This window comes from Phaeovulum sp. (assembly GCF_030684035.1).
Lineage (GTDB): Bacteria > Pseudomonadota > Alphaproteobacteria > Rhodobacterales > Rhodobacteraceae > UBA6213.
Genome location: NZ_JAUXPI010000020.1, coordinates 25,538 through 40,862, shown reverse-complemented (window position 1 = coordinate 40,862; position 15,325 = coordinate 25,538). Strand labels below are relative to the sequence as shown.

The window sequence follows — 15,325 nt, the reverse complement described above, 5'->3', positions numbered from 1 at the left end:
AAAGGCGCGCCATGCGCGCCGCGCCTCAGAAGCTCTCGTCGCCGCGTGGGCTGTGGTGCTGCTCGAGGTTCGAAAACCGGGTGAGCTGACCTTCGAAGGCGAGCATCACCGAACCGATTGGCCCGTGCCGCTGCTTGCCGATGATCACCTCGGCGCGGCCATGCACCTGCTCCATCGCCTGCTGCCATTTCGCGGTGGCCTCAAGGTCGTGCTCGCCCGGCTTTTCGCGCTCCTTGTAGTATTCTTCGCGGAACACGAACATCACCACATCGGCATCCTGTTCGATCGAGCCGGATTCGCGCAGATCGCTCAGTTGCGGGCGCTTGTCCTCGCGGTTCTCGACCTGGCGGCTGAGCTGGCTGAGCGCGATCACCGGAATATCCAGATCCTTGGCGATCGCCTTCAGCCCCTGGGTGATTTCCGAAACCTCGTTTACCCGGCTGTCGCGCGCCGTGGCGGGGCGCACCAGTTGCAGGTAATCGACAATCAGCACATCCAGCCCATGCGTACGCTTGAGCCGCCGCGCGCGCGCCGCCAGCGCGCTGATCGGCAGCGCGGGCGTATCGTCGATATAGAGCGGGCAGGTTTCCAGCGCCTTCGCCGCCTCGACAAAGCGGCGAAATTCGTGCTCGCTCAATTCGCCACGGCGGATCTGCTCCGACGGCACTTCCGAGGCTTCGGAAAGGATCCGGGCGGCGAGTTGCTCGGCGCTCATCTCGAGGCTGAAAAACCCCACGACGCCGCCTTGAACCGACCCTTCCGTCCCGTCGGGCAAGCGGCCCCGGCGGTGCGCGCGCGCGACGTTGAAAGCGATGTTGGTAGCCAGCGCGGTCTTGCCCATCGACGGGCGCCCGGCAAGGATCAAGAGGTCGGAAGGGTGCAGACCACCGAGCTTGCGATCAAGATCGGCAAGTCCGGTGCCAATGCCCGAAAGCCCGCCACCGCGCTGATAGGCCGCATTGGCAATGCTGACGGCATCATGCGCGGCCTTCAGGAACGATACGAAACCGCGCTCGGCGTGGCCTTGCTCGCCAAGTTTGTAAAGTGCCTGCTCGGCGGCCACGATCTGTTCGCGCGGATCGTCATGCACCGCCACCTCGGAGGCGCGCGCCGAGACATCCTGCCCAAGCCGGATCAATTCGCGCCGCACCGACAGATCATAGATCATCTGCGCATAGTCGCGCGCCGCATAGGCCGCAATCGCGGTGCCCGCGAGATGCGCCAGATAGGCCGGGCCGCCAAGCGCCTTCAGCCCTTCGTCCTCTTCAAGATAGGCCTTGAGCGTGACCGGGCTGGCGAGGGCGTTTTTCTGAATCCGTGCCAGCGCCACTTCGAAAATGCGCTGATGCACCGGCTCGAAGAAATGCTCGGGCTTCACCAGCGCCGATATGCGGTCATAAATGTCGTTGTTGGTCAGAATCGCGCCAAGCAGCTGCTGCTCGGCCTCGACATTATGGGGCAAGGTATCAGGGGTTGCTCCGGCCACGACATCGCGCAGAACCCGCACATCGCTCATCGCTGCCCCCTTTGCTCAAGCCCCCGGTATCGCCGATGCAGGCCCGGGGATCAATTTGTATAGAACGGTGCACATCCGCCGGGAAAACCCTGTGGACAAACGCCGCCAGACCCAGATTTTGCCACCGCCCGCCGCGCGCCCACATTCCATGGTAACCGAAACCGCGCGAATCGTCACGTCTTGCGGTGGGTGTCCTGCCAGAGCCTGGGGTTGGTCAAGAACGCCTCGACCTCGTCGAGCGTTGCGGCATCAAAGGCGGCCTGTTCGCGCGCCTCGGCAAGCACATCCCACCAGGTGCAGAGGTGGTGCAGCGCCAGCCCGTGCGCGGCAAGGTTCGGCAGCGTTTCGGGGAAGATGCCGTAGTAAAAAATCACCGCTGTGTGGCCACAAGTTGCGCCAGTTTCGCGGATCGCATCGACGAAACTGAGCTTTGAGCCGCCATCGGTGGTCAGATCCTCGACCAAAAGCACTCTGTCGCCCTCGCCCATCACCCCTTCAATACGCGCATTGCGCCCGTAGCCCTTGGGTTTCTTGCGCACATAGGTCATCGGCAGCGCCAGCCTTTCGGCCACCAGTGCCGCAAAGGGAATGCCCGCCGTTTCGCCGCCTGCGATATTGCTGAACGCCTCGAACCCGGCTTCGCGCAGCACCGTGACTGCAAGGAAATCCATCAGCACCGAGCGGATGCGCGGAAACGAAATCAGCTTGCGGCAATCGATGTAGGTAGGCGATGGCAGCCCGGAGGCGAGCGTGAACGGCACCGCGGCATTGAAATGCACCGCCTCGATTTCCAGCAGCATGCGCGCCGTCAGGCGGGCGATTTCCTGTTTCGGCGGGAAGGCGGCGGCGATCATCGGCGATCCTTTCTTGGGGCTTCCCCGCTCAGGGCGCAACATGCCAGTAAAGCGGAAAACCGGGGTCAAACACCGTCACCGGACCGGCACCGGTCAAAATCTTCTCGGGCAGCTGCAACGGATTGGCGCGGCGCTCGAGCGTCATTGTGCCGGTGTTGGGCGGCAGGCGGTAGAAGGTCGCGCCATGGCGCGAGGTGAACCCTTCGAGCCGCGGGAGCGCGCCCATATCCTCGAACACCTGCGCCAGCACAGGCAGGCTGTTGGTGGCGGTAAAGCAGCCCGCGCAGCCGCAGGCGTGTTCTTTCAGCGCATCGATATGCGGTGCCGAGTCGGTGCCGAGGAAAAAGCCCGGCTCGCCCGACGTTGCCGCCGCGCGCAGCGCCAGCCGGTGGCTTTCGCGCTTGGCGACCGGCAGGCAGTAGTAATGCGGCCTGATCCCCCCGGCGAGCAGGTGATTGCGGTTCAAGATCAGATGATGCGTGGTGATGGTGGCGGCAAGGTCGGGCCCGCCCGCCCGCGCATAGGCCACACCCTCGGCGGTGGTGATATGCTCCATCACCACCCGCAGGCCCGGCGTGGCGCGGCGCAATGGGTCAAGCACGGTGTCGATGAACACCGCCTCGCGGTCGAAAATATCCACCCGCGGATCGGTCACTTCGCCATGCACCGAAAGTGGCAGGCCAATCTCGGCCATGCATTCCAGCACGGCGCGCACCGCGTCGAAATTGCGCACCCCCGAGGCCGAATTGGTGGTGGCACCGGCGGGGTAAAGCTTCACCGCCGCGATCAACCCCTCGGCCGCGCCGACGGCGACATCCTCGGGGTCGGTGGTTTCGGTCAGATAGAGCGTCATCAGCGGGGTGAAATCGGCAGCTTCGGGCAACAGGGCAAGAATGCGGTCTCGGTAGGCGCGGGCATCGGCGGTGGTCACCACCGGCGGCAGCAGATTTGGCATGACCAGAGCGCGGGCGAAATGCCTTGTGGTTTCCGGCAGCACCCCCTGCAACATCGCGCCATCGCGCAGATGCAGGTGAAAATCGTCGGGCCGGGCGATGGTGAGCATGTCTGTCATGCGCCCCCGCTAGCGCAAAGGCTGCGGCATTTCCAGCAAATTTTGGGCGGCGGGTTCGCCCTTGCTTGCCCGCCGCTGCCCCGGCAGATCAGAAGCGCCGGTTGATGCCGATCCGCAGCATGTGGTAGTCGGGCGTTTCTTCGGTTTCGCCGATGCCGTCGTTGAGGTTGGTCTTGCCGAAGTTGGCATATTTGTATTCGAGCCGGGCGCTCCAGTTGGCGCTCAGCGCGTGTTCGTAGCCCGCGCCGATCTCGTATCCGGCATGGAAGGAATCATCGGCAAGGTTCAGCCCACCGGGGCCGGTCACCGAATATTCGATCTTGGCCGCGGTGATGCCGCCGCTCAGATAGAGCAACCCCTTGCGGCCCGCGGGTATCCCTGCAAGCAGACGCAGACTGGCGGCCTGGCTGACGGTGGAGCTTGCATCGTAAGGTGCGGCGGAAAAGGCGTCGGCGACATGGCCAAGCTGCACGTCGCCCTCGATGCCCCAGACCAGATTGCCCTTGTGGCCCATCCAGCCGACTTGAACCGCCGCCAGTGCGCCCGAGATGATCAGCGTTCCGGGCTGATCGCCCGGCGGGCTTACCGCAACACGGTCGGCACCAAGCCCGGCAAGCGCGAGCGAGCCGCCAAAGTAGGCGCCGTCCCATTGGCCGACGGTGGATTGCGCAGCCGCCGGGGTGGCGGCCACGAACAGGATCAGCAATGGCGCAAGGGTTGCGCCCCGGTGGAGGGGAGAGGTTGCCTGCATTTTGAATTTTTCCAATTCTACTATATGTTGTCTTGGCCAGCCTGCTCGGGTCTGGCATCCACATCATATGGTATTTGGGGCGAAAGCCAAAGCGCAAAGTTGCCACGATGGTCTGGCGCGGCGTGGCACGCGGCGGCTTTGCCGAACCGATGCCGATCTATGGCTGCCGGGCGCGGCTTACCCGTCTGCGCACCGACGAGGTGCAAATGCTGATCGAGGTTAATTGAACACACCCCGGGGCTGCGGCCATTGGCAGGCTTGCGCCCGGCGCGCCGCCCGCGCAGCATGGCCCTGCCATCGACCCCGGAGGCCGCAACGATGAAACGTCTCGGAGCATCCCTTGTCGCGCTTTTTGCGCTTGCCGCGTGCAACGACCCCGGCCTGGTCGGGGTTCGGGGCATCAACGAGGCTACAGCCGCCGAGGTTGCGGGCTGCACGCTGATCACCAATATCCGCATGGCACCTGGCGTTTATGGCCCGCTTCTGGCCGATCAGGGGCTGCGGTATGCGCGCAACATGGTGAAGGACGAGGCCCGGGCAGCCGGTGCCACGCATGTGGTCTTTGATCTTCAGCGACCGGGCGAGCCGGTTTACGAGGTTCGTGCCGGGGCGTTCCGCTGCCCGGCCTGATCTGGCCTTCTGCGCTGCAGCAATTGCATGGCGGTCATGCGTCCTCGATGGTGGTTGTGGCAGCGCTGCTGACTTATATCTCCGTCAGGGGGAACCACAGACCTCACGGAGATCGCCAATGGCTTTCATCATCGCCCACGCGCCGCGCCTGCCCACAGTTCCCGCAGGGATCAACGCCTTCTTCAGCGGCCTTGCACAGGGCATCGCCACCTATATCGACCGCCACTCGCGGGTTGCCGAGGTCGAGCGGCTGGAAGCACTTTCGGACGCAGAACTGGCAAAAATCGGCGTCCGTCGCGACCGTATCGTCTATCACGTCTTTTCCGACCGCTTCTGGATCTGATTTTCCGGCACCAGCGCTTGCAGGCAGGCAGTGCAGGGCGGATACTTGCGGCGGCAAGGCAGCTGATGCCAGGCCCAGGAGGGTGCCATGAGCAAGTCGCACGATGCAAAGCGGGGTCCGCAGGGCGGGCATAGCGAAGAGGAATTGCTGGAGGTGCGCGGCGATCTGCCGCGTCTGGCCTGGGCAATCGGAGCGCGGCTTGCCTCCTGCCAGTTCGCCGAAGGGCGGCTGATCGTGCTGCGGGACCCCGCCATTGAAGCTGCCCTGGCGGGCCTCGGTGCCGCCTTGCACCCGTTTCGCGGCTGCTTTGCCCCCGATACCGCAACCTCAGCCGGTGACATCGGAACCCGGCACGCGCGGCGGCATGTGCAGTTTCATGTGGCGCGGATGCATGGCGATGATGGCACGGATGAGGATGCCGCCGATGCCGAGGCCGGTCCACCCGCTTCAAACGCCTGAAAAAGCCTAGCGCTGCCGTTCCGGCGGCAGCGTGATGCCCTTTACGGCCAGCACCTCTTCAAGCTGCGCAAGACGGCTGCGAAAGCGCGGCGACGAAAGCCTGTGCGCCGCGTTGCGGGCGACGAGCGCGGTCAGAAATGGTCGCCCCGCAGCATCAGTCCGCGCCGCCAAGAGCCGCAGATAGCGCACCGAATCGCGCCGCAGCCGGTAAAGCCGCCAGAACGCCGCCGCGCTGAAGCGCCCTTCGCAGGCGGCCACCAGCATCGGTTCGATCATCCCGAGCGTGTCGAGCATTCCCGCCAGATTTGGCCCGAGCGTCGGGCAGGGCAGGGCGGTGACATAAGGCCTGCGAAACAGCGCCGCATGCATCGCGTCCATCGCCTCCAGCGGATCGAACACCACAAAGGCCTCGCCCGCGCCTTCGAGCATGTCGGGGGCATATCCGTAACGGTCGCTGAACGAGGTCCGGCGCATATGGGCGAATCGATGGTCCCAGCCCGCGATGCGCGGCTCGAGCGTGGCTTGCGGTGCCAGCGCGATCACCGTGGCACCGGGTGCCGCCACCGCATAGGCCGCCGCCGCATAGCCCGCCATGCCCGCGCCAAAAAACACCACGCGGTCGAAATCTTCAAAAAAGGCGTCGTCCACCAGCCTGTCGAAATAGCCATAGACCGCGCGGTCGCGAAACCAGGTGTCGCCATCGGCAATCACTGTCAGGCTCGACCAGCCGCGCGAAGCAGCGATGGCATGGCCCATTGGCAACTGGTCCGGCTGGCGCGCGCGGATTTCGGCGACAGTCTCGAAGGTGACCAGTAGCACCGGCCCCTGGTCGGAAAAGAACACCCGGTGCCGCGCTCCGAGGTTTTCGCAATACCCCGCCTCGTCGCCGATTTCTTCCAACCTCTTCGCCCATTGCGCAGGGCTGAGGGCCGCAAGATCGGTGGTGGCGTCGGTTTCGGCCTGCATCAACTTTCCCGCATTGGAAGGACCGCGAAAAAGCGCCGTCTCGCCGCCCATAATACCACTGCACAAGGCCGGTTGAAGGCCAATCTGTGCAAAAATAAGGCGGATTGTCCTCTCAGCGCGGTCAGTCCCGGCGGCGGCGCGCCATTGTTGCGGCTTCGGCTTCAGTACCTCGCCGCCCCCAGCCGAGCATCCGCGCCGCCGCCTCGGCGCTGAGCGGCTGGCTTGGCGGGGCCAGTTGCAAACGCCCGAAAAGCGCGCGGAACTGCTCTTCCAGCATCAGAGCCGCGAATCGCCCGGCCCGCCAGTCCACCGCCTTCCGGTGCAATGCCGCCAGTTCATTATCCGCCGCAAGCTCGCCCCGCCAGCGCGCCGCCGCAGGGGCAAGCGCCAGAATCGAGGCATCGTCATCGGTGCAGAAATTGCGTTCAACCCAGTAGGACATATCAAACGCCGCCGCATCGCGATTGGCACGGCCACGGTCGCATTTCACCACATAGCCCTGCATCGAGCCGAGCGGGTAATGGTTGATCTGCGCCAGTCCCCAGTTGTTCTGGCCAAGCGGCGCAAAAAGCCGCCCGTTGCGGTAAAGATCGGGCAATTTGCGGCCGCTGCCATCGACCCAGCGTTGCGCCGCCAGCCGCGCCGGGTCGGGCGCGCGCGGGCGGTGCACCCCGGGCTTGGCCCAGGTTCCGTCATTTCGCCAGAGCGTCTTGATCATCTGCGCCCGCCACGGCCAGAGCATTTCTGCGGGTGCCGCGCGCAGAAACTGCGCGGGCAGCGGGTGATCGACATAATCGACCACCCCGCAATTGCCGAACATCCGCCAGGAAAGCGCCAGCGCATCGGCCTCGGGGCAGGCAGCAATCAGCGCCGCAAGGCTGCGGTCGCCGACATGGATGTTGAGAAACTCATCGATGTCGAGCGTCATCACCCAATCGGCGGCGCGCATCAGCGGATGCCGCTCGGCAAGTTTCAGAGCCGACCATTGCGGCCCTTGCGGATGCGGGCCGGGGTTGCGCAGATGCACGAGCCAGCCAAGCGCCGCCAGCCTGTCGAGCATCGCATCGGAGCCATCGCTGCAATCGTTGGAAACGGCCAGCACATCGGTGAAGCCCGCAGCGCGGTGATGTGCCAGCCAGTCGAGCAGAAAGCTGGCCTCGTTCTTGACCGTGAGCAGGGCGAGAAACCGGGGTGCTTGGGTGCTCATCCGAAATCACCTGCCCCGGCACCGCGCGGTGGCGCGGCGCACGCGCTGGCGGTTGGCCTGTCGCTTTGCTGATCGCTCACTGCGGCTCCTGTGGTTCGGGTTCGGGTTCGGGCGCAAAGAAGAAACCGCGCGGCAGATCGCGGCTGTGCAGATCGGGCGGAATGATGCCGGGTCCGGCGCTGAACACCGCCGAGCCGAACATGTGCAGCATCCGCGAAAGCCGCTTCAGCCGCTCGCCCGTCAACTCCGCGTAGAAAGCCGACGGAACCGGCTCGGCGCGCAGTTCGGCAATCTTCGCGCGGTGGCAGGCAACCGAATGGGCATGTGCCGCGGCAATCTCGGGGTCGGCCATCAGCCGCGCCCACTCCGCTTCAAGCGCCGGCAGCATCCGCCGGATCGAGCGGTCCTCGACCGCGTTGTGGTTCATCCGGAACCAGTAGTGCAGGCCCTGATCGCGGTCCACATGGTTCACCCGGCCACGGTCGCGCTTGACCAGAAAGCTCTCGGCCGAGCGCAAGGCATAGTGGTTAAGCTGCACCCAGTCGTAGCCGTAGGTTTCCAGCGTCGAGCGCCAGCCGTTGCGGAACATCTCGCGCGGCATCGGGCGGCCAGAACCATTCAGCCATGCCACCTGGTCCCAAAGGTCGGGGATCAACCCCTTTGGCCGGTGCACGCCAAGCTTCTTGTAGATGTCGATATTGCGAAACAGCGTCTTGAAGCCCCAGGCCTGATGCGGCTTGCGCACCACTTCGGGCGCGCAAAGGCTGAACTGGTCGAGCAGAAAACGGTCTTCGTAGCCGTCCACATCCGCATTGCCAAAAAGCCGCCAGGTCAGCGAGATCATGTTGGCAGAACCCATTTCCGCATAAAGCGCGGGCAGGGTGCCATCGCCGATCTTGATATTGATGAACTCGTCCACATCCATGCAGATCGCCCAGCCGCAATCGCGAATCACCGGCTCCGATTCCGCCGCCTGCAACGCCGCATGCTGGGGCGGCAGGTTCATGCTGCGAAACGGGTTGTCGCGCTGCTGCACCAGCCCCTTGGCTTGCAGCACCTGCAACATCGTGTCGGTGCCGTCGGTGCAGTCGTTGGTATAGACCAGAAAATCCTGCACCCCGATGGCGCGGTGGTAGGCAAGCCATTCAAGGATGAACGGGCCTTCGTTCTTCATCGTGGTCACGATCGCCGTGCGCCCGGCGGCAAGCGCCTGCGCGGGCGCTGGCTTGGCCGCTGAAACCGGCGGCCTGATCGGTTTGTGCCCGAAAACGCCGGTGGCGAGTGCCACAAGTGCGGGGTCTTCCACCAGCGAGGTCTTTGGCGCAAGCTCGGAGGCGGCGCGACCCGGCACTCGAAGCGCCATCGCGCGCCAGAATGGAACCACTTGCCCGGTCTCCGGCCGTGCATAGGCCACGCGGATCGCGCGCCAGGTGTTTTGCAGCCCCGCCCTCTCGGGCGCGACCCCCCATCGCGCGATGCCGCGGCGGGCGTCGAACTGCTGGCAGATATGGTCGGCAAAGCGCGCAGGCTCGCCCTGCCGCACCCGCCAGGGGTAGATGCGCCGCCCGGCAAGCAGCACCACGCCACCCTTTGCCGCTAGGCAAAGGTCAAAGGCAGTGGGCGCATCGGGCGCGCGCATTGCCAGCAAGTCGGTCACATCGAGCGCCAGCACCGCGCGCGCCCGCGCCAGATAGCGCCACTTGGCGATTTCATAGACCACGCCCTGCCCAAGCGGTGCCCGCCAGAGGTCATGCGCGGGCATCTTCATGCGGTCCTTGCCGGGGGCGTCGGGGGCCAGATAGAGGTGGTTTTCAGGCCCCCATCCGGGTTTGCCCAGGGGCACCACGCTGTCGATCACCGCCACCGGCAGGCCAAGGCCGCGCGCCTCAAGCCCGCGTTCCAGCGCCTCGGCAAACTCCGCCGGGCCGCCTGCCGGGCTGTCGGGCGGGGCGCGGTTGATGATGACCGCGCTTTCTGCGCCGTGCTGCCCGGCGTGGTAGGCAAGCCATTCCAGAACCACATCGGCGGATTCTTCCAGCCGAAGCGCCAAAAGCGCGTTGGTTCCGGCAAAGGGGCCAAGGTCCGGCAGGTCCGGCACGATCTCGATCTCGCCTTCTGCCATCGCCAGCCGCAGCGGCAGGGCAGGGCTCTGGCCCGCCACCATCATGCCGCCCGAAATTTCGCGCAATTCGCGCACCTCGGCGCAGCCGGGGCGGCGGGCGTCGGTAAAGCTTTCGCGCGCGGCGGGTGCGGCAAAGAAAATGCGGAAGGCATAGCCCTCGCCCTCGGGCCAGGCCAGCGCGTCAAGCACCGGGCCAAGCGCGCCCAACGTGCTTTGCACCACCACCGCCCTCGCCATTTCCTGCCCCGTTCACGCCGCGTTGGAACTTTCCTAGCACAGTCGGCGGCGCAGGCAAACGTGGCCCGCCCAAAGCCATTGGCAGCGCCGGGGCTTTGGCGCAATATGGTGTCAAAACAAGGGGCAGAGTGCAGGTATGGGGCGGGTGCGCGAGGTTGGAACGCTGTGGATCGGTGGCGCGCTTAGCTGGATGGAGCAGCTTTGCCTCAAATCCTTCGTTGATGCCGGGCAAAAGATCACCCTCTATTCCTACGAAGACATTCCCAATGTGCCCGCCGGGGTCATCCGCCGCGACGGGCGCGAGGTGCTCGATACCGACGATTTCATCAAATACGAGAAAAAAGACAGCTTCGCGCTGTTCGCCGATCTCTTCCGCATCCACATGATCGCGCAGAACCCGGGCCTGATCTGGGTTGATACCGACGTTTATTGCCACCGCCCGATCGACTGCGAAGGCGACTATGTGATGGGCTTCGAGCTGCCGGGCGAGACACGGGTGAACAACGCCGTGCTGGGCCTGCCCGCCGACAGCGCGATTCTGGCCGATATTCTCGATTTCATGTCGGACCGCTCCGCGATTCCCGAATTTGTCAAACCTGCGCTGCGCGCCGAATATCAGGCGGCAAAGGCGGCAGGCAGACCGGTGCATGTCAGCCAGCAGCCCTGGGGTGTCTGGGGTCCGATGATGATCAGCCATTTCGTGGCCAAGCACCGGCTGAAGGCAAAGGTGCAGCCGCTCGATGCGTTTTATCCGATCACCTTTCCCGACCGCACGAAGTTCCTCAAAGCCGAAAAAGTCGCGGCAAAGCTGATCACCCCCCGCACCACCGCGCTGCATATCTGGGCCTCGAACAAACGCGAACTGGGGCTGCGCCATGGCGGCCTGCCTCCACCGGGCAGCTACCTTGCCATGCTTGTCGCAAAGCACGACATCCGGCCCGAGACGGCACCGATCAAGGGGCGCGGCAGGCGGCTGTTCGATGCGGGGCTGATCGACGCGATCGACCTTCCCGAGGTTGCCTCTTTCGCCGATGTCGGTGGCACGGCGCAAAGCCTGGCGCTGGCCGCGCATGCCAAATGGGATTGCGACATTGCGCTGATCGACCTCACGCACAAGGGCGAATGGCCCGAGAAAGCCTCCGACTGGGTCGCGCCCTACCGCGCGTTTCTGGCCGAGAACGGTGTCGAGCCTGCCCGCGTGCGGGTGGTGCGTGACGCCGCATCGCTCCGCCCGACCGATCTGGTCGCCAACCTCTCGGGCTTTGGCGATGTCAACAAGATCAAGCACCTGGCCCCCGTTCTTGAAGCATGCATCCACGCCGATAGCCGGATGCTTCTCGACATTCGCAAAGGTTCCGGCAGCTACCCGTTCCTGAAGGAACGCGGCACGCTTGAGGCGCTTTCCAGCCGCGATGATGGCGGGGTCGAAATCACCCGCGCCCGCTTTACCCCATTGCCCCCCGCCGCAACCGAAACCGACCCCGCCTGGGCCGAGATTGCCCGCAGCCTCGCCGGGCCAGAGGGGTTCTACCGCGACAACGGCAGCCACTCCTTCCTCTACATCCCGCGCGGCCGCACCCTGGTGGTAACCTTCGACAACCTCGACATTGCCATGAACAAGCGCGAGGAACGCCGACCCTGGGGCTTTCATTTCATCGAAAAGCAGGGTTGGTCGATGCTCGGGGTCATGGCAGGCGGCTGGACCTGGTATCGCGACCCCTGGGTGGCATCTGAATTCGACCGCCTCGCGGCGACCGGGTTCTTTGCGCAGTTCGAGCGGGTGGTGTTTTACGGTGCCTCGATGGGCGGCTACGCGGCCTGCGCCTTCGCCGGTGCCTGTCCGGGGGCGGATGTGGTGGCAATCAGCCCGCAATCGACGCTCGACCGCGCGCTGGTGCCCTGGGAAACCCGCTACAAGGTGGCCTGGGATCGTGACTGGTCCGACAAATACGGCGACGCTGCGGTTGCAAGCCGCTCTGCCCGCCGCGTCTCGATCCTCTACGACCCCTACGAGCCGCTTGATGCCGGCCACGCCGCGCGATTCACCGCGCCAAATGCGGTAAAGCTGCGCGCGCCGCTTCTGGGCCACCGCCTCGGCTCCTCGCTGCACCAGATGGGAATTCTCAACCCGATCATCCTTGCCGCGCTCGACGGGTCGCTGACCGAGGCGGAATTTTACCGCCGCCTGCGCGCGCGCCGCGAATTTCCCCGCTACCAGCGCGAACTTTTCAAGCGCGCAATCGAGGGCGGCCACCCCGCGCTCGCCCGCCGCCTTGGGCATTGGGTGCTGGCGCGCGGCGACAACCGGCTGATCCGGCAGGAAATGGCCCGTCTCTGAGCTCCTGCTTCAGGCCAAATATCCCCGCCGGAGGCAGGCGCGGAGCGCCTATTTCGGCCCCAGCCAGCGGCCGATGACCGGTGCCGCAAGAATCACCAGAATGAGCCGCGTCAGATGATGGGTGACCACAAAGGCCACGTCAGACCCGGCGACAATCGCGATTACCACCATTTCCGCCTGCCCGCCGGGCAGAAACGACAATAACACGTCAAGCGCCGGAGCCGGTGACAGCAGATGCGCCACTTCGAAGAAAACCACCAATATCAACGCCAGCAGCGCCGAAAATCCAAGCCCCGGTCGCCGCCGCCAAAATCGTCAGCGCCCGTTCGCCCAAGTGCTTGCGCATGCTACCTCCATCACGCCCCGGCCTACCCTGAGCATGACATTGTGTCGCACCCCTTGCTGACACCAAGTTGACCCAAATCAAGGAAATTTGCCGCACCGCCGCGTAGAAAAGCCACAACAGGTTCCGATCTCCCTGATGCGGCCCTCCCGCCGCGCGGAATCTGCCCAGGGGTGGTGGCGTTCTCCCTCGCTTAGCCCCAAGAAACGCGCTGCGGGCCTCCCTCCCGCAGCGCTTTTATTTTCAGCCCCCCGCTTTGCCCAAAGAAAAACCCTCCCGGTTGCGGAAGGGTTCGGGGCAACGCCGGGATGCCTGGCACCTATTTCGGGCCGATCATCATCACCATCTGCCTGCCTTCAAGCCGCGGCATCGACTCGACCTTGCCCGCCTCGCCCACATCGGCGGCAACGCGGTTCAGCAATTCGAGGCCAAGCTGCTGGTGCGCCATCTCGCGGCCACGAAAGCGCAAGGTCACCTTCACCTTGTCGCCCTCGTCGAGGAACTTCATCACCGAGCGCATCTTGACCTCATAGTCATGGGTATCGGTGCCGGGCCGGAACTTGATTTCCTTGATCTCGATGATGTGCTGCTTGCGCCGCGCCTCGGCCTCGCGCTTTTGCTGCTCGAACTTGAACTTGCCGAAATCCATGATCTTGCAGACCGGAGGCACGGCAGTAGGCGAGATTTCGACCAGATCGAGGCCAGCCTCTTCGGCCATCGCCATTGCCCGGGCCGGGGTAACAACCCCCACATTCTCGCCCTCGGCATCAATCAGGCGGATTTCCGGGGCGCGTATGCGGTCGTTTATGCGGGGGCCGGTATCGCGCTGCGGCGGGGCATTGTGGGGTCTGCGGGCTATGGTTGTGTTCCTTTTGTGGTGGCCGGGCATAGGTTTGGTGGCGCGCAAAATAGCGGCGCGCGCCGGTATCTTCAACCACATTCGGCAGCGCGCCGCCAGCCCAGCCGCCGCGCCGCAGCAATGTTCTATTCAACTGGGCGCAATTTCGGCGTATAAACATTACGTCCCCCCAGTGGGTGGGGTAATGGAGACGCAAATGAACAAGTCGATTATTGCCGGAGCTGTGGTGATCGTAGCCGCCGGACTGGGCTATTACCAATTCAGCTATGTGCCTGCCCAGAAGGCAGCCGAAGTTGCGGCGCAAGCTGCCCAGGCGGCTGCGGCGCAAGCTGCCGCCGCCGCCAAGGCCGAAGCCGATGCCGCAGCCGCCGCCAAGGCCGAAGCTGACGCAGCCGCTGCCAAGGCCGAAGCCGATGCCGCTGCGGCGGCGCAGGCTGCCGTTGACGCCGCCGCGGCTGCCGCTGCGGCTGCAGCCACCGCCGCGGCGCTCAGCCCGGCAGCGCTTCTCGATGCGGCGAACTTCGATGCCGCCAAGGTCGCGCAACTGATCGACGCCTCGGCACTGGCCGATGCGAACAAGGCCGCGCTGAAAGCGGCGGTGGAGGCCGCGGCGGCAAATCCGGCGCAGCTGCAAATCGCGCTCGACCAGGTCAAGGCTGCGCTCGGGCTCTGATCCGGCTTGTATCTTGAATGAAGAACGCCGCGCAACATGTTGCGCGGCGTTTGTTTTTCGTAATACTTCCTGATCAGATGCCGTCGCCGACGAATGCCTTTTCCACCACATATTCGCGCGGCTCGGAATTGGCGCCTTCGCGCAGGCCAAAGCCTTCCAGCACCGCCTTGACATCGATGTTGAAGGCAAGGCTGCCGCAGACCATGGCCCGGTCATCGGCCGGGTTCATCGGCGCAACGCCAAGGTCGGCAAAGACCTTGCCACTGGCAAGGTTGTCGGTAATCCGCCCCATATGGTCTGAAGGCTCGCGGGTGGTGGTGGGGTAGTAGATCAGCTTGCCCGCCACCATCTCGCCAATCAGCGGGTCGTCGGTGAGGCTTTCGACCAGTTGCCGGCCATATTCAAGCTCGGCCTGGGTGCGGCAGGTGTGCATCATGATGACCTGCTCGTATTTCTCATAGGTCTCGGGCTCGCGCATCAGGCTGGCAAAAGGCGCAATGCCGGTGCCGGTGGCCAGAAACCAGATCCGCTTGCCCGGCAAAAGCGCATCATGCACCAGCGTTCCCACCGGCTTGGGCCGCAGAATGATCTGCTCGCCGGGCTGGATGTGCTGCAACCGCGAGGTCAGCGGCCCATCGGGCACCTTGATCGAATAGAACTCCAGCTCATCATCCCAGGCGGGAGAGGCAATCGAATAGGCCCGCAAAAGCGGCTTGCCGCGCTCATCGAGAAGCCCGATCATCACGAATTCGCCCGAACGGAAGCGCAGGCTTTGCGGCCGGGTGACGCGGAACGAAAACAGTGAGTCGGTCCAATGCGTCACCGAACGGACAGTTTGCGCATCGGGCAGGGCGGGTGCTGCGGCTTGGGGTTCGGTCACGGGCAAGGATACTCGGTCAAGGTTTCGGTCAAACATGGGATACCTTCTAGGCATTCTAACCTGTGGCGGAAAGAC

The 15,325-nt window shown here is 64.6% G+C and carries 14 protein-coding genes and 1 pseudogene; 5 read left to right on the top strand and 10 right to left on the bottom strand.

All coding sequences use genetic code 11. The annotated features are described in order from the left end of the window. Window positions 1–25: 25 nt before the first annotated feature. The 4 genes from Q8J98_RS05235 to Q8J98_RS05220 form a co-directional block, all read right to left on the bottom strand. Window positions 26–1,516: a replicative DNA helicase gene (locus Q8J98_RS05235; RefSeq protein WP_305293449.1), complete on the bottom strand. Its 1,491-nt coding sequence runs from the start codon at window positions 1,514–1,516 to the stop codon at window positions 26–28. Window positions 1,517–1,689: 173 nt separating this feature from the next. Continuing rightward, a complete protein-coding gene (locus tag Q8J98_RS05230) occupies window positions 1,690–2,370 on the bottom strand; it encodes an orotate phosphoribosyltransferase (RefSeq protein WP_305183201.1) in 681 nt (226 codons plus the stop codon). Between the two features lie 28 nt (window positions 2,371–2,398). Then, window positions 2,399–3,442 carry a dihydroorotase gene (pyrC, locus tag Q8J98_RS05225; RefSeq protein ID WP_305293448.1) on the bottom strand — a complete coding sequence of 348 codons (1,044 nt, stop codon included), beginning with the start codon at window positions 3,440–3,442 and terminating at the stop codon, window positions 2,399–2,401. Window positions 3,443–3,530: 88 nt separating this feature from the next. After that, window positions 3,531–4,193, bottom strand: coding sequence for an outer membrane protein (locus tag Q8J98_RS05220; RefSeq protein WP_305293447.1), 663 nt, complete (start codon window positions 4,191–4,193; stop codon window positions 3,531–3,533). Window positions 4,194–4,511: 318 nt separating this feature from the next. Between Q8J98_RS05220 and Q8J98_RS05215 the strand changes: the two genes are divergently transcribed. From Q8J98_RS05215 to Q8J98_RS05205, 3 genes are all read left to right on the top strand, one after another. Further along, complete coding sequence (locus Q8J98_RS05215) at window positions 4,512–4,823, top strand: hypothetical protein (RefSeq protein ID WP_305293446.1); 312 nt, start codon at window positions 4,512–4,514, stop codon at window positions 4,821–4,823. A 118-nt stretch (window positions 4,824–4,941) separates the two neighbouring features. After that, window positions 4,942–5,166, top strand: coding sequence for a hypothetical protein (locus Q8J98_RS05210; RefSeq protein WP_305293445.1), 225 nt, complete (start codon window positions 4,942–4,944; stop codon window positions 5,164–5,166). 87 nt (window positions 5,167–5,253) lie between these two features. Further along, complete coding sequence (locus tag Q8J98_RS05205; protein WP_305293444.1) at window positions 5,254–5,625, top strand: hypothetical protein; 372 nt, start codon at window positions 5,254–5,256, stop codon at window positions 5,623–5,625. Between the two features lie 6 nt (window positions 5,626–5,631). On the opposite strand, the gene Q8J98_RS05200 is transcribed toward Q8J98_RS05205, so the two are convergent. The 3 genes from Q8J98_RS05200 to Q8J98_RS05190 all read right to left on the bottom strand — a co-directional run bounded on the left by Q8J98_RS05200 (window position 5,632) and on the right by Q8J98_RS05190 (window position 10,157). After that, window positions 5,632–6,591, bottom strand: coding sequence for a phosphoadenosine phosphosulfate reductase (locus tag Q8J98_RS05200; RefSeq protein WP_305293443.1), 960 nt, complete (start codon window positions 6,589–6,591; stop codon window positions 5,632–5,634). Window positions 6,592–6,712: 121 nt separating this feature from the next. Next, the gene (locus Q8J98_RS05195; RefSeq protein ID WP_305293442.1) at window positions 6,713–7,798 is read right to left on the bottom strand and encodes a glycosyltransferase family 2 protein; all 1,086 of its coding nucleotides are present in this window, start codon (window positions 7,796–7,798) and stop codon (window positions 6,713–6,715) included. Between the two features lie 76 nt (window positions 7,799–7,874). After that, window positions 7,875–10,157 (bottom strand): glycosyltransferase family 2 protein, encoded by a 2,283-nt coding sequence (locus tag Q8J98_RS05190; protein ID WP_305293441.1) that lies wholly within the window; start codon window positions 10,155–10,157, stop codon window positions 7,875–7,877. A 136-nt stretch (window positions 10,158–10,293) separates the two neighbouring features. Between Q8J98_RS05190 and Q8J98_RS05185 the strand changes: the two genes are divergently transcribed. Beyond that, window positions 10,294–12,495, top strand: coding sequence for a hypothetical protein (locus Q8J98_RS05185; RefSeq protein WP_305293440.1), 2,202 nt, complete (start codon window positions 10,294–10,296; stop codon window positions 12,493–12,495). A gap of 48 nt (window positions 12,496–12,543) precedes the next feature. Here Q8J98_RS05185 and Q8J98_RS05180 read toward each other — a convergent pair. Next, a pseudogene (locus tag Q8J98_RS05180) lies at window positions 12,544–12,777 on the bottom strand (AbrB family transcriptional regulator); the annotation flags it as partial. 380 nt (window positions 12,778–13,157) lie between these two features. Continuing rightward, entirely contained in the window at window positions 13,158–13,697 is a 540-nt protein-coding gene (gene infC / locus Q8J98_RS05175) for a translation initiation factor IF-3 (protein ID WP_370868064.1), read from the bottom strand. 196 nt (window positions 13,698–13,893) lie between these two features. Between infC and Q8J98_RS05170 the strand changes: the two genes are divergently transcribed. Further along, on the top strand, window positions 13,894–14,370 hold the full coding sequence (locus Q8J98_RS05170) for a hypothetical protein (RefSeq protein ID WP_305293439.1): 477 nt from the start codon (window positions 13,894–13,896) through the stop codon (window positions 14,368–14,370). 73 nt (window positions 14,371–14,443) lie between these two features. Here Q8J98_RS05170 and Q8J98_RS05165 read toward each other — a convergent pair whose 3' ends face one another. Next, window positions 14,444–15,286 (bottom strand): ferredoxin--NADP reductase, encoded by an 843-nt coding sequence (locus Q8J98_RS05165; RefSeq protein WP_305293438.1) that lies wholly within the window; start codon window positions 15,284–15,286, stop codon window positions 14,444–14,446. Between the last annotated feature and the right edge of the window lie 39 nt (window positions 15,287–15,325).

Excerpts from the sequence above, each read along its gene's own strand:
- Q8J98_RS05195 (WP_305293442.1), bottom strand. The coding sequence starts at position 7,798 with ATGAGCACCCAAGCACCCCGGTTTCTCGCCCTGCTCACGGTCAAGAAC.
- Q8J98_RS05165 (WP_305293438.1), bottom strand. The coding sequence starts at position 15,286 with ATGTTTGACCGAAACCTTGACCGAGTATCCTTGCCCGTGACCGAACCC.
- Q8J98_RS05205 (WP_305293444.1), top strand. The coding sequence starts at position 5,254 with ATGAGCAAGTCGCACGATGCAAAGCGGGGTCCGCAGGGCGGGCATAGC.
- Q8J98_RS05235 (WP_305293449.1), bottom strand. The coding sequence starts at position 1,516 with ATGAGCGATGTGCGGGTTCTGCGCGATGTCGTGGCCGGAGCAACCCCT.
- Q8J98_RS05220 (WP_305293447.1), bottom strand. The coding sequence starts at position 4,193 with ATGCAGGCAACCTCTCCCCTCCACCGGGGCGCAACCCTTGCGCCATTG.
- pyrC (WP_305293448.1), bottom strand. The coding sequence starts at position 3,442 with ATGACAGACATGCTCACCATCGCCCGGCCCGACGATTTTCACCTGCAT.
- Q8J98_RS05200 (WP_305293443.1), bottom strand. The coding sequence starts at position 6,591 with ATGCAGGCCGAAACCGACGCCACCACCGATCTTGCGGCCCTCAGCCCT.
- Q8J98_RS05215 (WP_305293446.1), top strand. The coding sequence starts at position 4,512 with ATGAAACGTCTCGGAGCATCCCTTGTCGCGCTTTTTGCGCTTGCCGCG.
- Q8J98_RS05230 (WP_305183201.1), bottom strand. The coding sequence starts at position 2,370 with ATGATCGCCGCCGCCTTCCCGCCGAAACAGGAAATCGCCCGCCTGACG.
- Q8J98_RS05210 (WP_305293445.1), top strand. The coding sequence starts at position 4,942 with ATGGCTTTCATCATCGCCCACGCGCCGCGCCTGCCCACAGTTCCCGCA.
- Q8J98_RS05190 (WP_305293441.1), bottom strand. The coding sequence starts at position 10,157 with ATGGCGAGGGCGGTGGTGGTGCAAAGCACGTTGGGCGCGCTTGGCCCG.
- Q8J98_RS05170 (WP_305293439.1), top strand. The coding sequence starts at position 13,894 with ATGAACAAGTCGATTATTGCCGGAGCTGTGGTGATCGTAGCCGCCGGA.
- Q8J98_RS05185 (WP_305293440.1), top strand. The coding sequence starts at position 10,294 with ATGGGGCGGGTGCGCGAGGTTGGAACGCTGTGGATCGGTGGCGCGCTT.